This is a genomic window from Hwangdonia lutea (assembly GCF_032814565.1).
Classification (GTDB): Bacteria; Bacteroidota; Bacteroidia; order Flavobacteriales; family Flavobacteriaceae; genus Hwangdonia; species Hwangdonia lutea.
In genome coordinates this window covers 199,450-216,336 of the sequence record NZ_CP136521.1, presented here as the reverse complement: position 1 = coordinate 216,336, position 16,887 = coordinate 199,450, and the positions used below count along the sequence as shown (strand labels likewise).

Below are 16,887 nucleotides of genomic sequence, written 5' to 3'. Positions count from 1 at the left end.
CTATATGCCTAAAAAACAGATAGTTGATTCTGTAGCATATCGCTCTAAAATTAACGATAAACCTTATCGCTATGTGTTGTGGTTTTTTTATATTTATCACCTAACCTAACCGACAATGAATAAACTTATTACAATTTGTTTTTTAACATCTTTTATTGCTGTTTCGCAAAACCATCCCGACTTATCGTATTACTTTTCACAAAACATTAGTTACAACAAAAACATCCCAACACCAGAAAGCATAATTGGTCATCAAGTTGGCGATTGGCACGTTACACACGATAAACTCGTGCAATATATGTACGCGCTTGCAGAAGCATCAGATAGAATTACCATTGAAGATAGAGGTAAAACTTTTGAGAACAGACCGCTTTTATTGCTAACCATCACTTCGCCTAAAAACCATCAAAACATTGATGCCATTCGTAAAGAACATATTGATGCAACTAATAATGATTCCGCAAATACCGCCGATAGACCCATAGTAGTCTACCAAGGGTTTTCCATTCATGGAAACGAGCCAAGTGGCTCTAATTCGAGTTTGTTGTTGGCCTATCATTTAGCTGCTTCAGAAAGTGATTATATAAATGAATTGTTAGATAAAACGGTTGTTTTGTTAGACCCGAGTTTAAACCCCGATGGCTTACAGCGTTTTGCATATTGGGCAAATATCAATAAAAACATCAACTTAAACCCAGATCCAAACGATAGGGAATATAGAGAGGTTTGGCCCGGTGGAAGAACCAACCATTACTGGTTTGATATGAATCGCGATTGGTTGCCTGTGCAATTGCCAGAATCTAGAGCGCGGATTGAATCTTTCCATAAATGGTTGCCAAATATTTTAACCGACCACCACGAAATGGGAACTAACACCACGTTTTTCTTTCAACCCGGTATTCCTTCAAGAACACATCCCTTAACACCTCAATTGAATCAGGAACTGACTAAACAAATCGGCAATTTTCATGCGGAAGCATTAAACAAAATAGGCTCGTTATATTACAGCGAAGAAAGTTATGATGATTTCTATTACGGCAAGGGTTCTACATTTCCGGATATAAATGGCGGTATTGGAATTTTATTCGAGCAAGCCAGCTCCAGAGGGCACATGCAAGAAAGCGAAAACGGTATTTTAACTTTTCCGTTTACCATCAGAAATCAACTCACTACGGCATTATCTACCTTAAAAGCTGCTAAAAATATGCGTGAAGATATTTTAAAGTATCAACACAATTTTTATAAAAATGCGAGGCAAGAAGCTGCGAAACAAGCAACTAAGGCCATTGTTTTTGGCGATGAAAAAGATGCTGCAAAGACCTATCATTTAGCTGAGATATTAAATCGTCATAAAATAAAGTTCCACGAAATAAAACAAGATTTTACCGCAAACGGAAAACGTTTCAAAAAAGGCTACAGTTACATTGTCCCTAAAAACCAGAAGAATACACGTTTAATTAATGCCATGTTTGAAAAACGTACCACGTTTCAAGATAGTTTGTTTTACGATATTTCTGCTTGGTCTTTCCCGTTGGCTTTTAATGTTGATTATGCTGAAAATGTTTCAACAAATAATTTGGGTGGGAAAGTTGCTGATTTACAGCAAAAAAGAGGTGAGGTTTCAAAGCAAAGTAATTATGCTTATTTAATGGAATGGCACGAATATTATGCGCCAAAACTACTCAATCAGCTACTTAAAAAAGGTATTCGTACTAAGGTTGCGTTAAAGCCATTTAGCATGAATAATAAAGATTATGACTATGGAACGCTTTTAATTCCCGTTCAAAATCAAAAATTAAATAGTGAGGATTTATATGCGCTTTTAACCACATTGGCTAAAGAAAGTTATGTGCAAATTGATGCGGTACAAACGGGTTTAACAGATGGGATAGATTTAGGAAGCCGGAAATTTAAAACCTTAAAAAAACCCAAAATCGCTTTGTTGGTTGGCGATGGCATAACCTCTTATGATGCGGGCGAAATTTGGCATTTGTTCGATACACGTTTTGATATTACAACAACAAAATTAGATACCAAAACCATAGCCCGAGCAGATTTAAGTCGTTACAACACCATCGTTATTTCAAATATGAGGTCTTTAAGTACATCGAACACCAAAAAACTTAAGGCTTGGGTAGAAAATGGAGGCACGCTTATTGGTTTTAGAAATACCGTAAAATGGCTTAAGAAAGAAGAATTTATAAAATTGGAATTTAAGAAAACCAATGTGTTGGCTAAAAACGTGAGCTTTGAAGAAAAGAGCGATTTTAATGGCGCACAGGTGATTGGCGGTGCTATTTTTGAAGCAAAACAAGACCGATCGCACCCCATAAATTTTGGATATAAAAATGATAAAATAGCGATGTTTAGAAACACTACTGTTTTTATAAAAGCTGATTCTTTAAGCTATAACAACCCCATAAAATACACAAAAAATCCACTTTTAAGCGGTTACATTTCTAAACCAAACCTAGAGGTATTAGCAGAAACAGTTCCGGTGCAAATAAAAAAACTAGGAAAGGGTAAAGTGGTGGCCTTTACCGATAACACCAATTTTAGAGCGTTTTGGTATGGCACAAATAAATTGTTTTTGAATGCTATTTTCTTTAGAAAGGAATTATAATTTTACGGCCAAAAGTGAAATTATTAAAACTGAAACAACATAAATTAGTGCTATTTCAATGCCGAATAATAAAGTTGAAAATAGCATAACAATTAAAAGATAAAATGGCACTAAAGTGATAGCGATTGCGAACCTGAAGGTAGATACAAATTCAGTTTCATCTATTTTTGGTTCGGCCACATACTTCCAAATCACATAGGGAATAAGTACATTCAAAATTAATAATCCTTTAAAAAACAATCGGATTCCTTTTAACTTTGGTTTTCGAAGGGTTACGCAGTTTTCAAAATGATTTTCAATACAGGCATTTACCGCTTTTGGGTTTAAATAGTCAACTTGCAAATGGTTTAAAGTCGCTACGGTTTCATCATAGTTTTCCGATGGAATGTGTGTGGTTAACTGCGCTATTTCAGATTGGATTCTAGCTTTTAATGTCACCACATTCCCGTTTCTGTTATCCGAAATAAAATCTTTGGCCGAAATAGGTTTACCAAAAAACAGGGAGCTGCTATCCGGAAATTTTTCGGCATGTTCAAAATTTAAACCCACAGGAATTAATTGTAAATCGGTATCCGGATATTTTTCCAAAGTATCAAAAACAATTCTTGTAAAGCCTTTGCTTAAAGGCCTTACGGTGCGTTTTAAATTATGGCTTCCTTCAGGAAAAATAACGATAGCTTCTTTTTTGTGTAACAGTTCGGAACAGGTTTCAAAAATGGCATTATTATTCGTAATGTTGCTCCATCCATCACGAACTCTATAAACGGGAAGCATTTGCAAACTCATTAAAAGCTTGCTAACCAATGACTTTTTAAAAACCGCGGCTCGTGTTAAAAAATAAGAAAATCTACCGCTTTTAGTTGCAATTAATAAAGCATCCAATAAGGCATTTTGATGGTTGCTCAGTAGTAAAACGGGTTTGTTTTTGGGGATATTTGTTTTACCGTGAATTTTTATTCTTCTGAAATAAAAAAACATGCCAATACTTAAATATAATCGTACGCTATATAACCAAATGAATTTCAATATGCTAAACTTCTTTTTTTATGAGACCAAAACCAAGCTAATAATAAACCTGAAACAATATGCCAAATACCCCAAAAGGCTGCTAAAATAGCCATACCGCCTATGCCATCAAAAAACGTAAAAATGAGCAATAATCCTAAACCTGAATTTTGAATTCCTGTTTCTATTGCCAAAGTTTTTTGGTTTTTAAAAGACAGTTTAAACAGACGAGCCACTAAAAACCCAACTAAAATGGCTAATATATTATGACTGATTCCTATAAATAAAACATGGTGGATATAGTTGTTGAAGATTTCCAGGTTTTTAGAGAATGCCAAAATTACTATGGCGATAAAAATAACAATGGACAACGGTTTTAAAACTTTTGAAAGTTTATCGGCTAATACGTTGTTTTTAAACCTTAACAGCATTCCTAAAACCAACGGAATTCCGAGAATAAGAACAACAAGTTTTACCAGCTCAAAAGGTTCTAATTGTACGGTTTTTAAAATTTGCGCTGAGGGTTGGTATAAATTTCCGTAAAGTTGAAAATTAAAAGGTGTCATCACCATGGCTAAAAACGTAGCAAAAGCTGTTAAACTAACTGATAACGCTGTGTTTCCTTTGGCCAAACTCGTCATAAAATTAGATACATTTCCACCTGGGCAAGCCGCTACCATCATCATGCCTAAAGCAATACTCGGTTGCGGTTTTATAAGCAGAATAAATAAAAAGGTAACAAAAGGCAGTACAACAAATTGCGATACTATGCCCAATAAAACGAGCTTGGGTTGTTTGATTAAATTTTTGAAATCGTTTAGCGAAATGCCCAATGCAACACCAAACATAACCAAGGCGAGTGCAACATTTAAAACCCAAAGGGCGTTGGTGTCAAAATTAATTTGAACGTTGTCTAATTGCTGCATACACTAAGAAACAGGCGTCCCGTTTTTAACTCTGTTTTCAGGGTTTAAAAGAACAACATCTTTCCCATTTACAGCACCTAAAACCAAACATTCGCTCATAAATTTAGCAATCTGTTTTTTAGGAAAATTTACAATAGCCACAATTTGCTTATTTAACAACGCTTCTTTGGAATATAAAGAGGTTATTTGTGCCGAAGATTTTTTAATGCCCAAATCTCCAAAATCGATGGTAAGTTGATAAGCGGGTTGTCGCGCTTCGGGAAAATCGTTAACCTCAATAATGGTGCCCACTCGTAAGTCTACTTTCGTGAAATCTTCAAAAGTTATGGTGTTATTCATTTTTTAAAAATACAATTTACCAAATGAATTTTAAAGTGGTTCATAGAAATTTTAAATTATATTTTCTTTTAATGAATTGGAAACAAACTTTACAGACTGTTTTAAAGTTATTTAGTATAAAATGACGAACTTTGAATAAACTGAAAATTATGGCACGTACACCTTCAAATATGATTCCTTTGGGAACACAGGCTCCAGATTTTAACTTACTTGACACGGTTTCTGGAAAAAAATTAGCACTTCAAAATTTAAAAGGCGATAAAGCTACGGTGGTTATGTTTATTTGTAACCACTGCCCGTTTGTAATTCATGTAAACGCAGAATTGGTTGCTATAGCTAACGCTTACGCGGAAAGAGGCGTGTCTTTTATTGCTATTTCCAGTAACGATGTGGTTAATTATCCGCAAGATTCTCCAGAAAAAATGACTATTCAAGCGGAAAAAGAAGGCTATCCATTTCCTTATTTATATGATGAAACCCAAGCTGTAGCAAAAGCTTATGATGCCGCTTGTACACCAGATATTTATGTTTTTGATGCCGATTTAAAACTGAATTACAGGGGGCAAATAGACGATTCGCGCCCTGGGAATGGACTGCCTGTAACCGGAAAAGATTTAAGACATGCCTTAGATTGCATATTGGAAAACAAAGAAAACACCCAATTGCAAAAGCCAAGTATTGGGTGTAATATTAAATGGAAAACATCAGATTAAAGCGATTTTACAAAAGGTGAGGCTGTATGAAAAATTTAATTCTACTTCAGGTTAAGCTTGTCGAAATATTTTAGCTTATTAAATAATCAATTTCGCTTTCGATAAGCTCAACCTGACAACTTAAATTCAAAAGGCTTTTTAGACCGTTACTTCGTTCTTTGGAAACATAGAATAAAGGTTAATTGGTAATACTGCCAGAACCGGAAACCTTGGTGTCTTTTTTAGGGTTTCCTTTGTAAACAATGTCGCCAGAACCTGCTACTCTTGCTTTTAAATTGTCAGTACTTACCACTTCGGCATCACCGGAACCCGCTACAGAAACCTCGGTATTGTTGGCTTGTAAATCGAATCCATGAAAATCGCCAGAGCCCGCAACTTTGGCTTTTAAATTATTAGTGCTGCCTTTTAATGTAAGGTCGCCCGAACCCGCTATGGAGCCTTCAACAGATGTGGTTTTAACATCTAAAACTATATCGCCAGAACCTGCCAAAGCAACATCTAAATGGGTTGCACTTATAACATCTTTATTCCATAAATCTCCTGATCCCGCAAGCGTTACTTTATTAATGTCTTTAAACGGAATCGTGATTTTTATGGTTTTGTTTTTACTTGATTTTAGGTATTTGCCTTTTTTTACTTTTACTTTTAAAACGTTGTCTGTTACTTCGGTAACAATATATTCAAGTAAATTGTCTTCACCTTCAATAGTAATATTTCCTTCGGTTCCGCTTACTAAAATAAAATCCATAGATCCTGCACATTTAATGGCGTCGTAACTATCTGTAGTTCTGGTAACCGTAGTCATGTTACCATTGCCTTTAATAGATTTTGATTGTGCGTAAGCCGTTGTTGCCAAAAGTAAGCTTGCAAAAACCACTAAGGCTTGATTTTTAATTGATGTTTTCATCTGTTCGTTTTTTGATTAATGATTGTTAGTTTTTTGATAGTGTCACACTGCCGTAGTCCGATTCTATGTTAATGGTGTTACCCGAATTGGCATTTCCGTAATGTCCCCTGTAATATTTTCCTGTACCGTTTTCTTTTTTTGTTGAAAACTCCAAACCATCACTACTTTTAAGGGAAGCGTAATCTAAATCAATTTCAAAGCTGAAATGGTAGTTGGGCGCAAAACCAATTTTAATGCCCGTGTACTCCGAATCGATGGTTATGTTCCCCGCATTCTGCGTTATGTTGTTTATTTTAATAGCGCCGTAATCTGCTTTAAGCGACACGTTTTTATAAACATCGCCAATTAGCGTGGTTAAATAATCGCCGTTTCCTGTTATGTTATTCGCTTTTTCTATTTTCATACTGCCGTAATCGCAGTTATAGGTAACATCTTCGGCCGTTTCTATTTTTGAATTTGTATAATCGGCGTTTATGTTTATACTATTGGTTTTCGAGACCGTAAACTCACTATAATCGGCGTTAATTTTTCCGCTTTTTATGTATTCAAAATAGCAGCCTTTACTGTAATCGAAGTTTATGGAATTGTTATCGGCAAGTAATTCCTTGGTCGTTATTTTTCCGTAATCACAGTTTAGTTTTGCATGACCTTCAAGTTTATCAACATTTATGTTCCCGTAGTCATTATTTAATGCCACGCTATTAGTAATAGGAATTTTAACAATGTAGTTAATTTTCATACTAACTTTATTTTTGCCACTCCAATTCCACCACGATTTTGATTTGCCTTTATTGAATTTTGTTTTTGCCGATACGTTTTTAGAAGTTGCTTCGAAATCCACGGTGATATCATTGAGTTTTTCTTGAACCTTTTCTTCGTCGTTACCAGTAGTGGTAATGGTAATTTCGAAAACGATTCTATTCTCGTTCCACGTAACAACATCAATATTACCATAGCTGTTATCAACGCTCAACAAAGCATTTGATGCGACTGAATATTCTTTGTTAATGGTTTTTTTCTTGGTGTATTTTCCACCTTTATCTGTTGCCGCCGAAACAAAAAACGGCAGTATAAATAACAGAATAAGTGTTTTAAATTGTAATGTTCGTTTCATGATTTACGTTTTTAAATTGTTTGATTGTATTGATTTGTTGTAAGGCGTTTTGTAATAATGCTATTCTATTCTGAAAATTTGAAATCATGGCATATATAACCCGGTTATCGTCGCCACTTTCAGATAAATCGTTTTTAAGCGATTCGTATTCTGTTTCTAAAGCTTTCATTCTGCGCATGGTATCTTCAATTAAAATTTTGGTTTCTGGCGAAGATTCTTTTTCAATTTTACTTAATTCTTCGGCAATGGTTGAAGCAAAAAAGCTTTGGGTTTCGGCCATTTTAGGCGATACGCTTGCTAAATCGTTAGACACCTCGTTTTTGTTTAATCCAATAAAAAGCGCAAATAATAAAGCCAAAGAGGCGGCTACACCAATTAATGGTTTTAATAAACGACGCCATTGTTTATCAACTTTAACCAGTTGTAGCGCGCCATCTTCATTCAATTTATTTAAAAACCGCTGCTTGTGATCTGCTGAAGGTGCATCAACATCAAAGTCATTTTCCAGTCTTTTAAAAAGCTCATCTAAAGTATTTTTGCTCATCTTTTTTGTTTTAATTCTGAATTACAGCTTGCAATTTTTGCCTTAAACTTGCCTTGGCTCTCGAAATGGTTGTTCGGCAATTGGCGTTCGAGATATTCATAATTTCGCTTATTTCCTCGTAATCGTAGCCTTCAATCAGGTTTAGGGTTAAGGCAATTCTATAGTTATCCTTTAAGGTTTTCATGGTGTTTAAAACATGTTGCGCTTTTAGGGTTGTAAACTCATAATTGCTCTCGATACCTTGGTTGTTGTCTTCAACTTTATACAAAACATCATCTAAGGGAACCTCGTTGTTTTTACAGTTTTTTTTATAATGATAAATGCTATTGTTTATAACAATTCGTTTTAACCACGCTCCAAATATTTTTACATCTTTAAGGCTTTCCAATTTTGTAAACGCCAACAAAAAAGAGTCTTGCATAATATCTTCTGCCTCAAAATTGTTTTTTACAATTCGCAGTGCTGTGTTGTACATGGCTTTGTAATAGCGGTTATAAATTTCCAATTGCGCAGATTGGTTTTTGGCCATACAAAGCTTTACAAGTTGTTCTGTATTTAAATTAGTTGGCGTCAAAAAAAAACAAATTGTTATAGTATAGATTAAGAAGGATTTGTTTTGTTACAGTTTGAACAAAAAAAAACAAATCATAAACAAAGCGTAGATTTAATTTTTGGGATGGGGTTGCAAAACAAGGTTATTCGGGTGTAACAATAGATTGTGCCCAATCTTTGGCGTCATCTAAATTATCAAAAACTGCGAATGGTTTTTTTAAGAAAGTTTTTTCAATTTCGGCATTGCTCAGTGCCACGTTGTTTTTTGAAACGACTGCGAAGCCTGCTAAGTTTTCTATTTTAGAAGTGCGGGTGTAATTAACGGGATCTACCGAGTACGAATTTATGCGATGCGTTATGTAAACAAATTTTTTGTTTGGAAAATAGGTTTCAGCGATATCTTCCAAGATTTTATTGGATTCCATGGTTACTGTAACCCCCTCTTTTATTATAGATACAACATAATTATCGTAAACATCTATGGTAGCTATTGAAAAGGTTAAGGTTGTTTTCATATAACTAATATAGACATTTTTCACAAAAAAAAGCTCAAAATTAATATTTTGAGCTTTTTTCATAAGTTGAAAATGTAGAATTACGACTCTGTCGGCTTTTCAGATTTTTCAATTGTGATTTTAAGTTCTTGTGACTTTTTATCTAAATCGATTTTAATTTTATCGCCCTCTTGAACGTGCGAGGTAATAATTTCTTCGGCCAAAGCATCTTCAATATATTTTTGAATAGCTCGTTTAAGCGGTCTTGCACCATATTGTTTATCGAAACCTTTGTCTGCTATATAATCTTTGGCACTTTTAGTAAGTTTTAAAATATAGCCTAAATCTTCGATGCGCAATAACAGTTTATCCAATTCGATATCGATAATTTTGTTGATGTCTTCTTTTTCCAAAGGATTGAAAACAACCACATCATCAATTCTATTTAAAAACTCTGGTGCGAATGATTTTTTTAGTGCATTCTCAATAATCTTAACAGCATTGGCATCTTCCTGTGCTTTTTGAGACGCGGTTCCAAAGCCAATACCGGTTCCAAAATCCTTAAGTTTTCGGGCACCAATATTGGAAGTCATAATAATTATGGTGTTTCTAAAATCAATTTTTCTTCCTAAGCTATCGGTTAAATAACCATCGTCAAGCACTTGCAATAGCATGTTGAATACATCGGGATGTGCTTTTTCAATTTCATCTAAAAGAATAACAGCATACGGTTTGCGTCTTACTTTCTCGGTTAATTGTCCGCCCTCTTCGTAACCTACGTATCCTGGAGGTGCACCAATTAATCTGGAAATGGCAAATTTTTCCATGTATTCACTCATATCTATTCTAACCAATGATTCTTCGCTGTCGAATAATTCGCGCGATAACACTTTGGCTAACTGTGTTTTACCAACACCTGTTTGTCCTAAAAATATAAATGAACCAATGGGCTTGTTTGGGTCTTTTAGTCCCGCACGATTTCGCTGAATGGCTTTAACCACTTTAGCAACGGCATCGTCTTGACCAATAACTTTCCCTTTTATAAGGTTTGGTAGTTCGGCAAGTTTATTGATTTCGGTTTGTGCAATCCTGTTCACAGGGATTCCGGTCATCATCGACACTACATCGGCTACATTGTCTTCAGTAACAATTTCGCGGTGTTGTTTGGTTTCCTCTTCCCATTTTTCTTGGGCCGTAGCCAATTCTTTTTCAATGCGTTTTTCATCATCTCGAAGTTTTGCAGCTTCCTCGTATTTTTGTTTTTTTACAACAGAGTTCTTTGTTTCCTTAACGGTTTCGAGCTGTTTTTCTAATTCAAGAATTTGCTTTGGGACATCAATATTGGTAATATGAACCCGCGATCCGGCTTCGTCTAAAGCATCAATGGCTTTATCTGGTAAAAAGCGATCAGTCATATATCTATTGGTTAATTTCACACAAGCTTCAATCGCCTCTGGTGTGTAATCAACGTTGTGATGCTCTTCGTATTTACCTTTAATGTTGTTAAGAATTTCAATGGTTTCAGAAACCGTTGTTGGCTCCACAATTACCTTTTGAAAACGACGTTCCAAAGCGCCGTCTTTTTCTATATATTGTCTGTACTCATCTAAAGTTGTGGCACCAATACATTGTATTTCGCCACGTGCTAGAGCGGGTTTAAACATGTTTGAAGCGTCTAAGCTTCCAGTGGCTCCACCAGCGCCAACAATGGTGTGGATTTCATCAATAAATAGAATAACATCGTCGTTTTTTTCAAGCTCGTTCATTACGGCTTTCATGCGTTCTTCAAACTGTCCGCGGTATTTGGTGCCGGCAACCAAACTTGCCAAATCTAAAGTTACCACACGTTTATTAAACAAAATACGCGACACTTTTCGTTTTACAATGCGCAATGCCAAACCTTCGGCAATGGCCGATTTACCAACTCCGGGTTCGCCAATTAAAAGCGGATTGTTTTTCTTTCGTCTACTTAAAACCTGCGACACGCGCTGAATTTCTTTTTCGCGGCCAACAACCGGGTCTAATTTTCCTTCATCGGCCATAGCTGTTAAATCGCGTCCAAAATTATCTAAAACGGGGGTTTTAGATTTTTTGTTTGCCTTACCAGATGGCGCATTAAATATATTGTCCTTTGCGGCATCGCCTTGCGCGCCGGTATCGTCATCTTGAAAAGATTCAGATTTTGGCTCTATATAATCGTTATCGTTCGTAATCATAAGTTTAAATTGTTCTTTTACATTGTCGTAATCGACTTTAAGCTTATTTAAAAGCTTGGTAGTGGGGTCGTTCTCATTTCTTAAAATACATAAAAGTAAATGAGCGGTATTTATTGAAGTACTTTGAAATAGTTTAGCTTCTAAAAATGTTGTTTTTAAAGCACGTTCTGCTTGCCTTGTAAGGTGTAGGTTCTTTTTTTGATTGGAAGCTACGGTTATATTGGGGTTTGCAGGACTTAAAATTTCTACTTTTCGCCTTAAATGATTCAAATCAATTTCTAAGGCATTTAAAATGTTGATGGCTTTACCGTCGCCATCACGCAATAGCCCAAGCATTAAGTGTTCGGTACCGATAAAATCGTGCCCCAACCTTAGCGCTTCTTCTTTGCTAAATGCAATTACATCTTTTACTCTTGGTGAAAAATTATCATCCATAACTTGTTCCTTTCTGCATTAAAAATAATAATAATAGTTAACTAAAGGCAAAAACTGTTCCTTAATTTGCTAATTGACGAAAAATTCTTTATAAAATCAAAATTTTTACCCGCATACTTATCAACTAAAAAAGGATGCGAAATTGTTAATAAAAAACATTAAAAATTATGATTGAAAGTCCTACTATGACTAATGAAAGTTATATATTAGCATGTTTTGAAAAATTCATAAAAACTTAATTAAAATATTTATGGAAGAAGGAGAAAAATTGATCCCTATTAATATTGAAGATGAGATGAAATCGGCATACATTGATTATTCAATGTCGGTCATTGTGTCACGTGCCTTACCCGATGTAAGAGATGGTTTAAAGCCGGTACACAGACGTGTGCTTTACGGGATGCACGAATTAGGTGTTAGGGCGAACTCAGCACATAAGAAATCTGCAAGAATTGTAGGGGAGGTTTTAGGTAAGTACCATCCGCACGGTGATACTTCGGTTTACGATGCTATGGTACGAATGGCACAAGAATGGAGTTTACGTTATATGTTAGTTGATGGCCAAGGTAACTTTGGCTCTATTGATGGCGATAGTCCTGCGGCAATGCGTTATACCGAGGCCCGAATGCGTAAAATATCTGAGGATATGCTGGCGGATATCGACAAAGAAACCGTAGATCATAAATTAAATTTTGATGATACGCTGCAAGAACCAACCGTGTTACCAACTCGTATTCCGGGACTTTTGGTAAATGGAGCATCTGGAATTGCCGTAGGTATGGCAACCAATATGCCACCGCACAACTTAACTGAGGTTGTAAACGGAACCATCGCGTATATTGAAAATAACGATATAGAAATTGACGAGCTTATTCAGCATATTAAAGCGCCAGATTTTCCAACAGGTGGAACTATTTATGGCTACGATGGGGTAAAGGAAGCATTCCAAACCGGTCGCGGACGTATTGTTATGCGAGCTAAAGCCAATATTGAGGAGGTTAATGGACGTGAGTGTATCGTCGTTGAAGAGATTCCTTACCTTGTGAATAAGGCCGACATGATTAAAAAAACTGCGGACCTTGTAAACGATAAAAAAATGGACGGCATTGCAACCATTCGCGATGAATCCGATAGAAACGGTATGCGCATCGTTTACGTGTTAAAGCGTGATGCCATTCCAAACATCGTTTTAAATAAACTTTATAAATATACCGCGTTACAATCTTCGTTTAGTGTAAATAATATTGCGCTCGTAAATGGACGTCCGCAATTATTAAACTTAAAAGAGCTTATTCACTATTTCGTTGAGCACAGACACGACGTTGTGGTGCGCCGTACAACTTACGAGTTGCGCAAAGCGGAAGAACGTGCCCACATATTGGAAGGCTTAATTATAGCTTCAGATAATATTGATGAAGTTATAGCACTTATCCGTGCATCATCTAATGCCGATGAAGCTCGCGAAAAATTAATAGAACGTTTTAAACTCTCAGAAATTCAAGCCAAAGCCATTGTCGAGATGCGTTTGCGTCAGCTTACAGGCTTAGAGCAGGATAAACTGCGTTCAGAATATGATGAATTAATGAAAACCATTGAAGACTTAAAAGATATTCTTGACAAAAAAGAACGTCGCATGGACATCATTAAGGAAGAATTGGAAGTTGTAAGAGATAAATATGGTGACGAGCGTCGCTCAACTATTGAATATGCGGGTGGCGATTTAAGTATTGAAGATATGATTCCGGACGAAAAAGTGGTTATCACAATTTCGCATGCGGGTTATATTAAGCGTACCTCATTAACAGAATACAAAACACAAAATAGAGGTGGCGTTGGGCAAAAAGCATCAACAACACGAAACGAAGATTTCTTAGAACACTTGTTTGTTGGTACCAATCACCAATACATGTTGTTCTTCACCCAAAAAGGAAAGTGTTTCTGGATGCGTGTTTACGAAATTCCTGAAGGCAGTAAAACGTCGAAAGGAAGAGCCATTCAAAATCTTATAAATATTGAGCAAGACGATAAAGTAATGGCTTTTATTTGTACCCAAGATTTAAAGAACGAAGAATATATAAACAGCCATTATGTCATAATGGCAACTAAAAAAGGTCAAGTAAAAAAGACCTCTTTAGAGCAATATTCGCGTCCGCGTACAAACGGAATCAATGCGATAACCATTAAAGAAGACGATGTTTTATTAGAAGCAAAGCTAACAACCGGTGAAAGCCAAGTGATGCTGGCCTTAAAATCGGGTAAAGCCATACGTTTTGAAGAAGCCAAAACAAGGCCTATGGGTCGTGGTGCCTCTGGAGTTCGTGGTATTCGTTTACAAGACGAGAAAACCGATGAGGTTGTAGGTATGATTGCGGTGGATGATATGGAAAGCGATATTCTTGTTGTTTCAGAGAATGGCTATGGAAAGCGCTCAAGTTTAGAGGACTACAGAATTACGAATAGAGGCGGAAAAGGTGTAAAAACCATTTCTATTACAGAAAAAACCGGTAACTTAGTGTCGATTAAGAACGTAACCGATGACGATGATTTAATGATTATCAACAAATCGGGCATTGCCATTCGTATGGCCGTTCAAGATTTAAGGGTTATGGGAAGGGCCACTCAAGGCGTTAAATTAATTAACCTAAAAGGCAACGACTCTATTGCGGCTGTAGCTAAAGTAATGCATGACGAAGATGATGTGGAGGCTGTTGAACCTACTGAAAACACTGAGGCTTCAGAAGATGGCACAACTCTTGATAATAATAACACAGAAAACAATAATGACAATTAACTAAATATTATTAATACAATGAAAAAACAAATAATTATAGCTTTAGCCTTCTCAATAAGTGCATTTTCATTTGCACAAAAAAAGGAATTGAGAACAGCAGAAAAAGCTATTAAAGGAAACAATTTTGCAGAAGCAAAAGCAGCGCTGAATCAAGCTGAAGCTTTAATGGCTTCTATGGACGACAAAAACAAAGCCAAATATTATTACCTACTTGGGCAAGCACTTTATGCCAATGGAGCGGGCTCAAGTGAAGATATCGATAAGGCTTTAGCGAGTTTAGAAAACGTTAAAGGTAGTTATGGGTCTGAGGTGACTGCTTTAAAGCAAACCATGACCAACGACATTTTAACAAAAGGTAATAAAGCCTACGAAGACAAAGATTTTTCGACGGCCTCAAAACACTTTGAGCACGCTTACCGAACCTCTACAAAAGATACTTTATTTCTTTATTACGCCGCTGCTACCGCGGTAAATGTTCAAGAATTTGACAGAGCATTAAGGCTGTACGAAGAGCTTAAAGAATTAGGTTATACAGGTATACAAAAAGAGTATTATGCTACCAACATTGAAACTGGCGAAGAAGAAGTTTTAGATGAAGGTACGCGAGATTTATATGTAAAAGCAAAAAGCCATATTAAACCAGGTGAACGATTAACGGATTCTAAAAAAGCCGAAATCGTTAAAAATGTAGCGCTGATTTACGTAAGCCAAGGCAATAACGAAAAGGCATTGGAAGCTATGAAAGACGCTAGGGCTGAAAGTCCAGACGATATTAACTTGTTGCTTTCTGAAGCCAACGTACATTTTAAAATGGGCAACAAAGAGGAATTTAAAAGACTATTGGAAATAGCAACTCAAAAAGACCCGGAAAATGCAGAGTTACAATATAACTTAGGTGTGATTGCTGGAGAGTCTGAAGATGTTGAAGCTGCAAAAAAATATTACGATAAGGCTATCGAATTAGACCCTAATTACATAAACGCTTATATAAATATGGCGGCCTTAATATTAAATGAAGAACAAGCTATTATTGAAGAAATGAATGGTTTGGGAACTTCCAAAAAAGATGATTTACGTTATGATGAGTTAAGAGAAGAGCGTCAAAACATCTACAAAAGTGCCATACCATATTTAGATAAAGCATTGGCAATTAATCCTAAAAACATTAATGCTGCTAAAACCTTAATGAATATTTACAGTGTTATTGGCGAAACTGATAAATATAAAGCGATGAAAGAAAGAGTTGAAGCTATTGAAGCTGGCAACTAGTTTTTGTTGCGTATTATATTGCTATAAAAAAGCATAAAAAAAACGGCTCCCAAAAGTTAAATACTTTTGGGAGCCGTTTTTTTTATGCGATATGTGGTGAGAACTATTAGCGCGTTATAACCATTTATTCGGTAGTTTCCTCCATGGTGTGGTAAACGTTTTGCACATCATCATCTTCTTCAAATTTCTCAAGTAGTTTTTCAACATCCTCAGTTTGTTCTGTTGTTAATTGCTTGGTAACTTGCGGTATGCGCTCAAACCCAGATGATAAAATTTCAATCCCACGATTTTCCAATTCAGCTTGAATCGCTCCAAAACTTTCAAAAGGCGCATAAATTAAAATGCCATCGTCGTCGGCAAATACTTCTTCGGCACCAAAATCAATAAACTCCAATTCTATTTCTTCAGGATCTAAACCTTCAGCATTTATTCTAAAATTACAAGTGTGGTCGAACATAAAAACCACCGAACCCGAGGTGCCCAAACTGCCATCGCATTTATTGAAATAACTGCGCACATTGGCAACGGTACGCGTATTATTATCGGTTGCCGTTTCTACTAATACCGCAATGCCGTGTGGTGCGTAACCTTCAAAAATGACCTCTTTATAGTCGCCTTGGCTCTTATCGCTCGCCCGTTTTATGGCGCGCTCAATATTGTCTTTAGGCATATTTACAGCCTTCGCATTTTGTATAACAGCACGCAAGCGCGAATTGCTATCGGGGTCTGGCCCCCCTTCTTTTACCGCCATTACAATATCTTTGCCAATGCGCGTAAAGGCTTTACTCATGGCCGACCAACGTTTCATTTTCCTTGCTTTTCTAAATTCGAAAGCTCTTCCCATAATGTGTTGAGTTGTTTGTTGTTAATTTTTTAATTGAAATAAAACGTAAAAATAAAAAAAGTAAACAGAAATGAAAGTTTCAAATCTGGTTAATAGTTTGGTGTGACCATTGACA

General features: G+C 36.1%; 14 protein-coding genes. 4 read left to right on the top strand and 10 right to left on the bottom strand.

Annotated features, from left to right (window positions below):
- The first annotated feature begins 115 nt into the window (after positions 1-115).
- Positions 116-2,623, top strand: a complete 2,508-nt coding sequence (locus RNZ46_RS00995; RefSeq protein WP_316983527.1) for a M14 family metallopeptidase — start codon at positions 116-118, stop codon at positions 2,621-2,623.
- On the opposite strand, the gene RNZ46_RS00990 is transcribed toward RNZ46_RS00995, so the two are convergent.
- From RNZ46_RS00990 to RNZ46_RS00980, 3 genes are read right to left on the bottom strand one after another with little or no spacing between them, the layout of a single operon-like run.
- Complete coding sequence (locus RNZ46_RS00990) at positions 2,618-3,601, bottom strand: lysophospholipid acyltransferase family protein (protein ID WP_316983526.1); 984 nt, start codon at positions 3,599-3,601, stop codon at positions 2,618-2,620. The two genes, RNZ46_RS00995 and RNZ46_RS00990, sit on opposite strands and share 6 nt — an antisense overlap.
- Positions 3,602-3,645: 44 nt before the next feature.
- A complete protein-coding gene (locus tag RNZ46_RS00985; RefSeq protein ID WP_316983525.1) occupies positions 3,646-4,554 on the bottom strand; it encodes a bile acid:sodium symporter family protein in 909 nt (302 codons plus the stop codon).
- Positions 4,555-4,557: 3 nt separating this feature from the next.
- The gene (locus RNZ46_RS00980) at positions 4,558-4,893 is read right to left on the bottom strand and encodes a tRNA-binding protein (protein ID WP_316983524.1); all 336 of its coding nucleotides are present in this window, start codon (positions 4,891-4,893) and stop codon (positions 4,558-4,560) included.
- A gap of 149 nt (positions 4,894-5,042) precedes the next feature.
- Here RNZ46_RS00980 and RNZ46_RS00975 point away from each other — a divergent pair, with 149 nt between their 5' ends.
- Positions 5,043-5,606, top strand: a complete 564-nt coding sequence (locus tag RNZ46_RS00975) for a thioredoxin family protein (protein ID WP_316984946.1) — start codon at positions 5,043-5,045, stop codon at positions 5,604-5,606.
- Positions 5,607-5,784: 178 nt separating this feature from the next.
- Here the strand turns inward: RNZ46_RS00975 and RNZ46_RS00970 are convergent, their stop codons facing one another.
- From RNZ46_RS00970 to RNZ46_RS00945, 6 genes are all read right to left on the bottom strand, one after another.
- A complete protein-coding gene (locus RNZ46_RS00970) occupies positions 5,785-6,513 on the bottom strand; it encodes a head GIN domain-containing protein (RefSeq protein ID WP_316983523.1) in 729 nt (242 codons plus the stop codon).
- Positions 6,514-6,538: 25 nt separating this feature from the next.
- Positions 6,539-7,627, bottom strand: a complete 1,089-nt coding sequence (locus RNZ46_RS00965; RefSeq protein WP_316983522.1) for a DUF4097 family beta strand repeat-containing protein — start codon at positions 7,625-7,627, stop codon at positions 6,539-6,541.
- The gene (locus RNZ46_RS00960; protein ID WP_316983521.1) at positions 7,605-8,171 is read right to left on the bottom strand and encodes a hypothetical protein; all 567 of its coding nucleotides are present in this window, start codon (positions 8,169-8,171) and stop codon (positions 7,605-7,607) included. Before RNZ46_RS00960 ends, RNZ46_RS00965 begins: the two co-directional genes overlap by 23 nt.
- Positions 8,172-8,181: 10 nt before the next feature.
- Positions 8,182-8,700, bottom strand: a complete 519-nt coding sequence (locus RNZ46_RS00955) for an RNA polymerase sigma factor (RefSeq protein WP_434063027.1) — start codon at positions 8,698-8,700, stop codon at positions 8,182-8,184.
- A 166-nt stretch (positions 8,701-8,866) separates the two neighbouring features.
- Entirely contained in the window at positions 8,867-9,238 is a 372-nt protein-coding gene (locus RNZ46_RS00950; protein ID WP_316983519.1) for a hypothetical protein, read from the bottom strand.
- Between the two features lie 80 nt (positions 9,239-9,318).
- Positions 9,319-11,868, bottom strand: coding sequence for an ATP-dependent Clp protease ATP-binding subunit (locus RNZ46_RS00945; protein WP_316983518.1), 2,550 nt, complete (start codon positions 11,866-11,868; stop codon positions 9,319-9,321).
- A gap of 250 nt (positions 11,869-12,118) precedes the next feature.
- Here RNZ46_RS00945 and gyrA point away from each other — a divergent pair, with 250 nt between their 5' ends.
- A complete protein-coding gene (gene gyrA / locus RNZ46_RS00940; protein ID WP_316983517.1) occupies positions 12,119-14,659 on the top strand; it encodes a DNA gyrase subunit A in 2,541 nt (846 codons plus the stop codon).
- 18 nt (positions 14,660-14,677) lie between these two features.
- Positions 14,678-15,928, top strand: a complete 1,251-nt coding sequence (locus RNZ46_RS00935; RefSeq protein ID WP_316983516.1) for a tetratricopeptide repeat protein — start codon at positions 14,678-14,680, stop codon at positions 15,926-15,928.
- A gap of 124 nt (positions 15,929-16,052) precedes the next feature.
- On the opposite strand, the gene RNZ46_RS00930 is transcribed toward RNZ46_RS00935, so the two are convergent.
- A complete protein-coding gene (locus tag RNZ46_RS00930) occupies positions 16,053-16,772 on the bottom strand; it encodes a YebC/PmpR family DNA-binding transcriptional regulator (RefSeq protein WP_316983515.1) in 720 nt (239 codons plus the stop codon).
- Between the last annotated feature and the right edge of the window lie 115 nt (positions 16,773-16,887).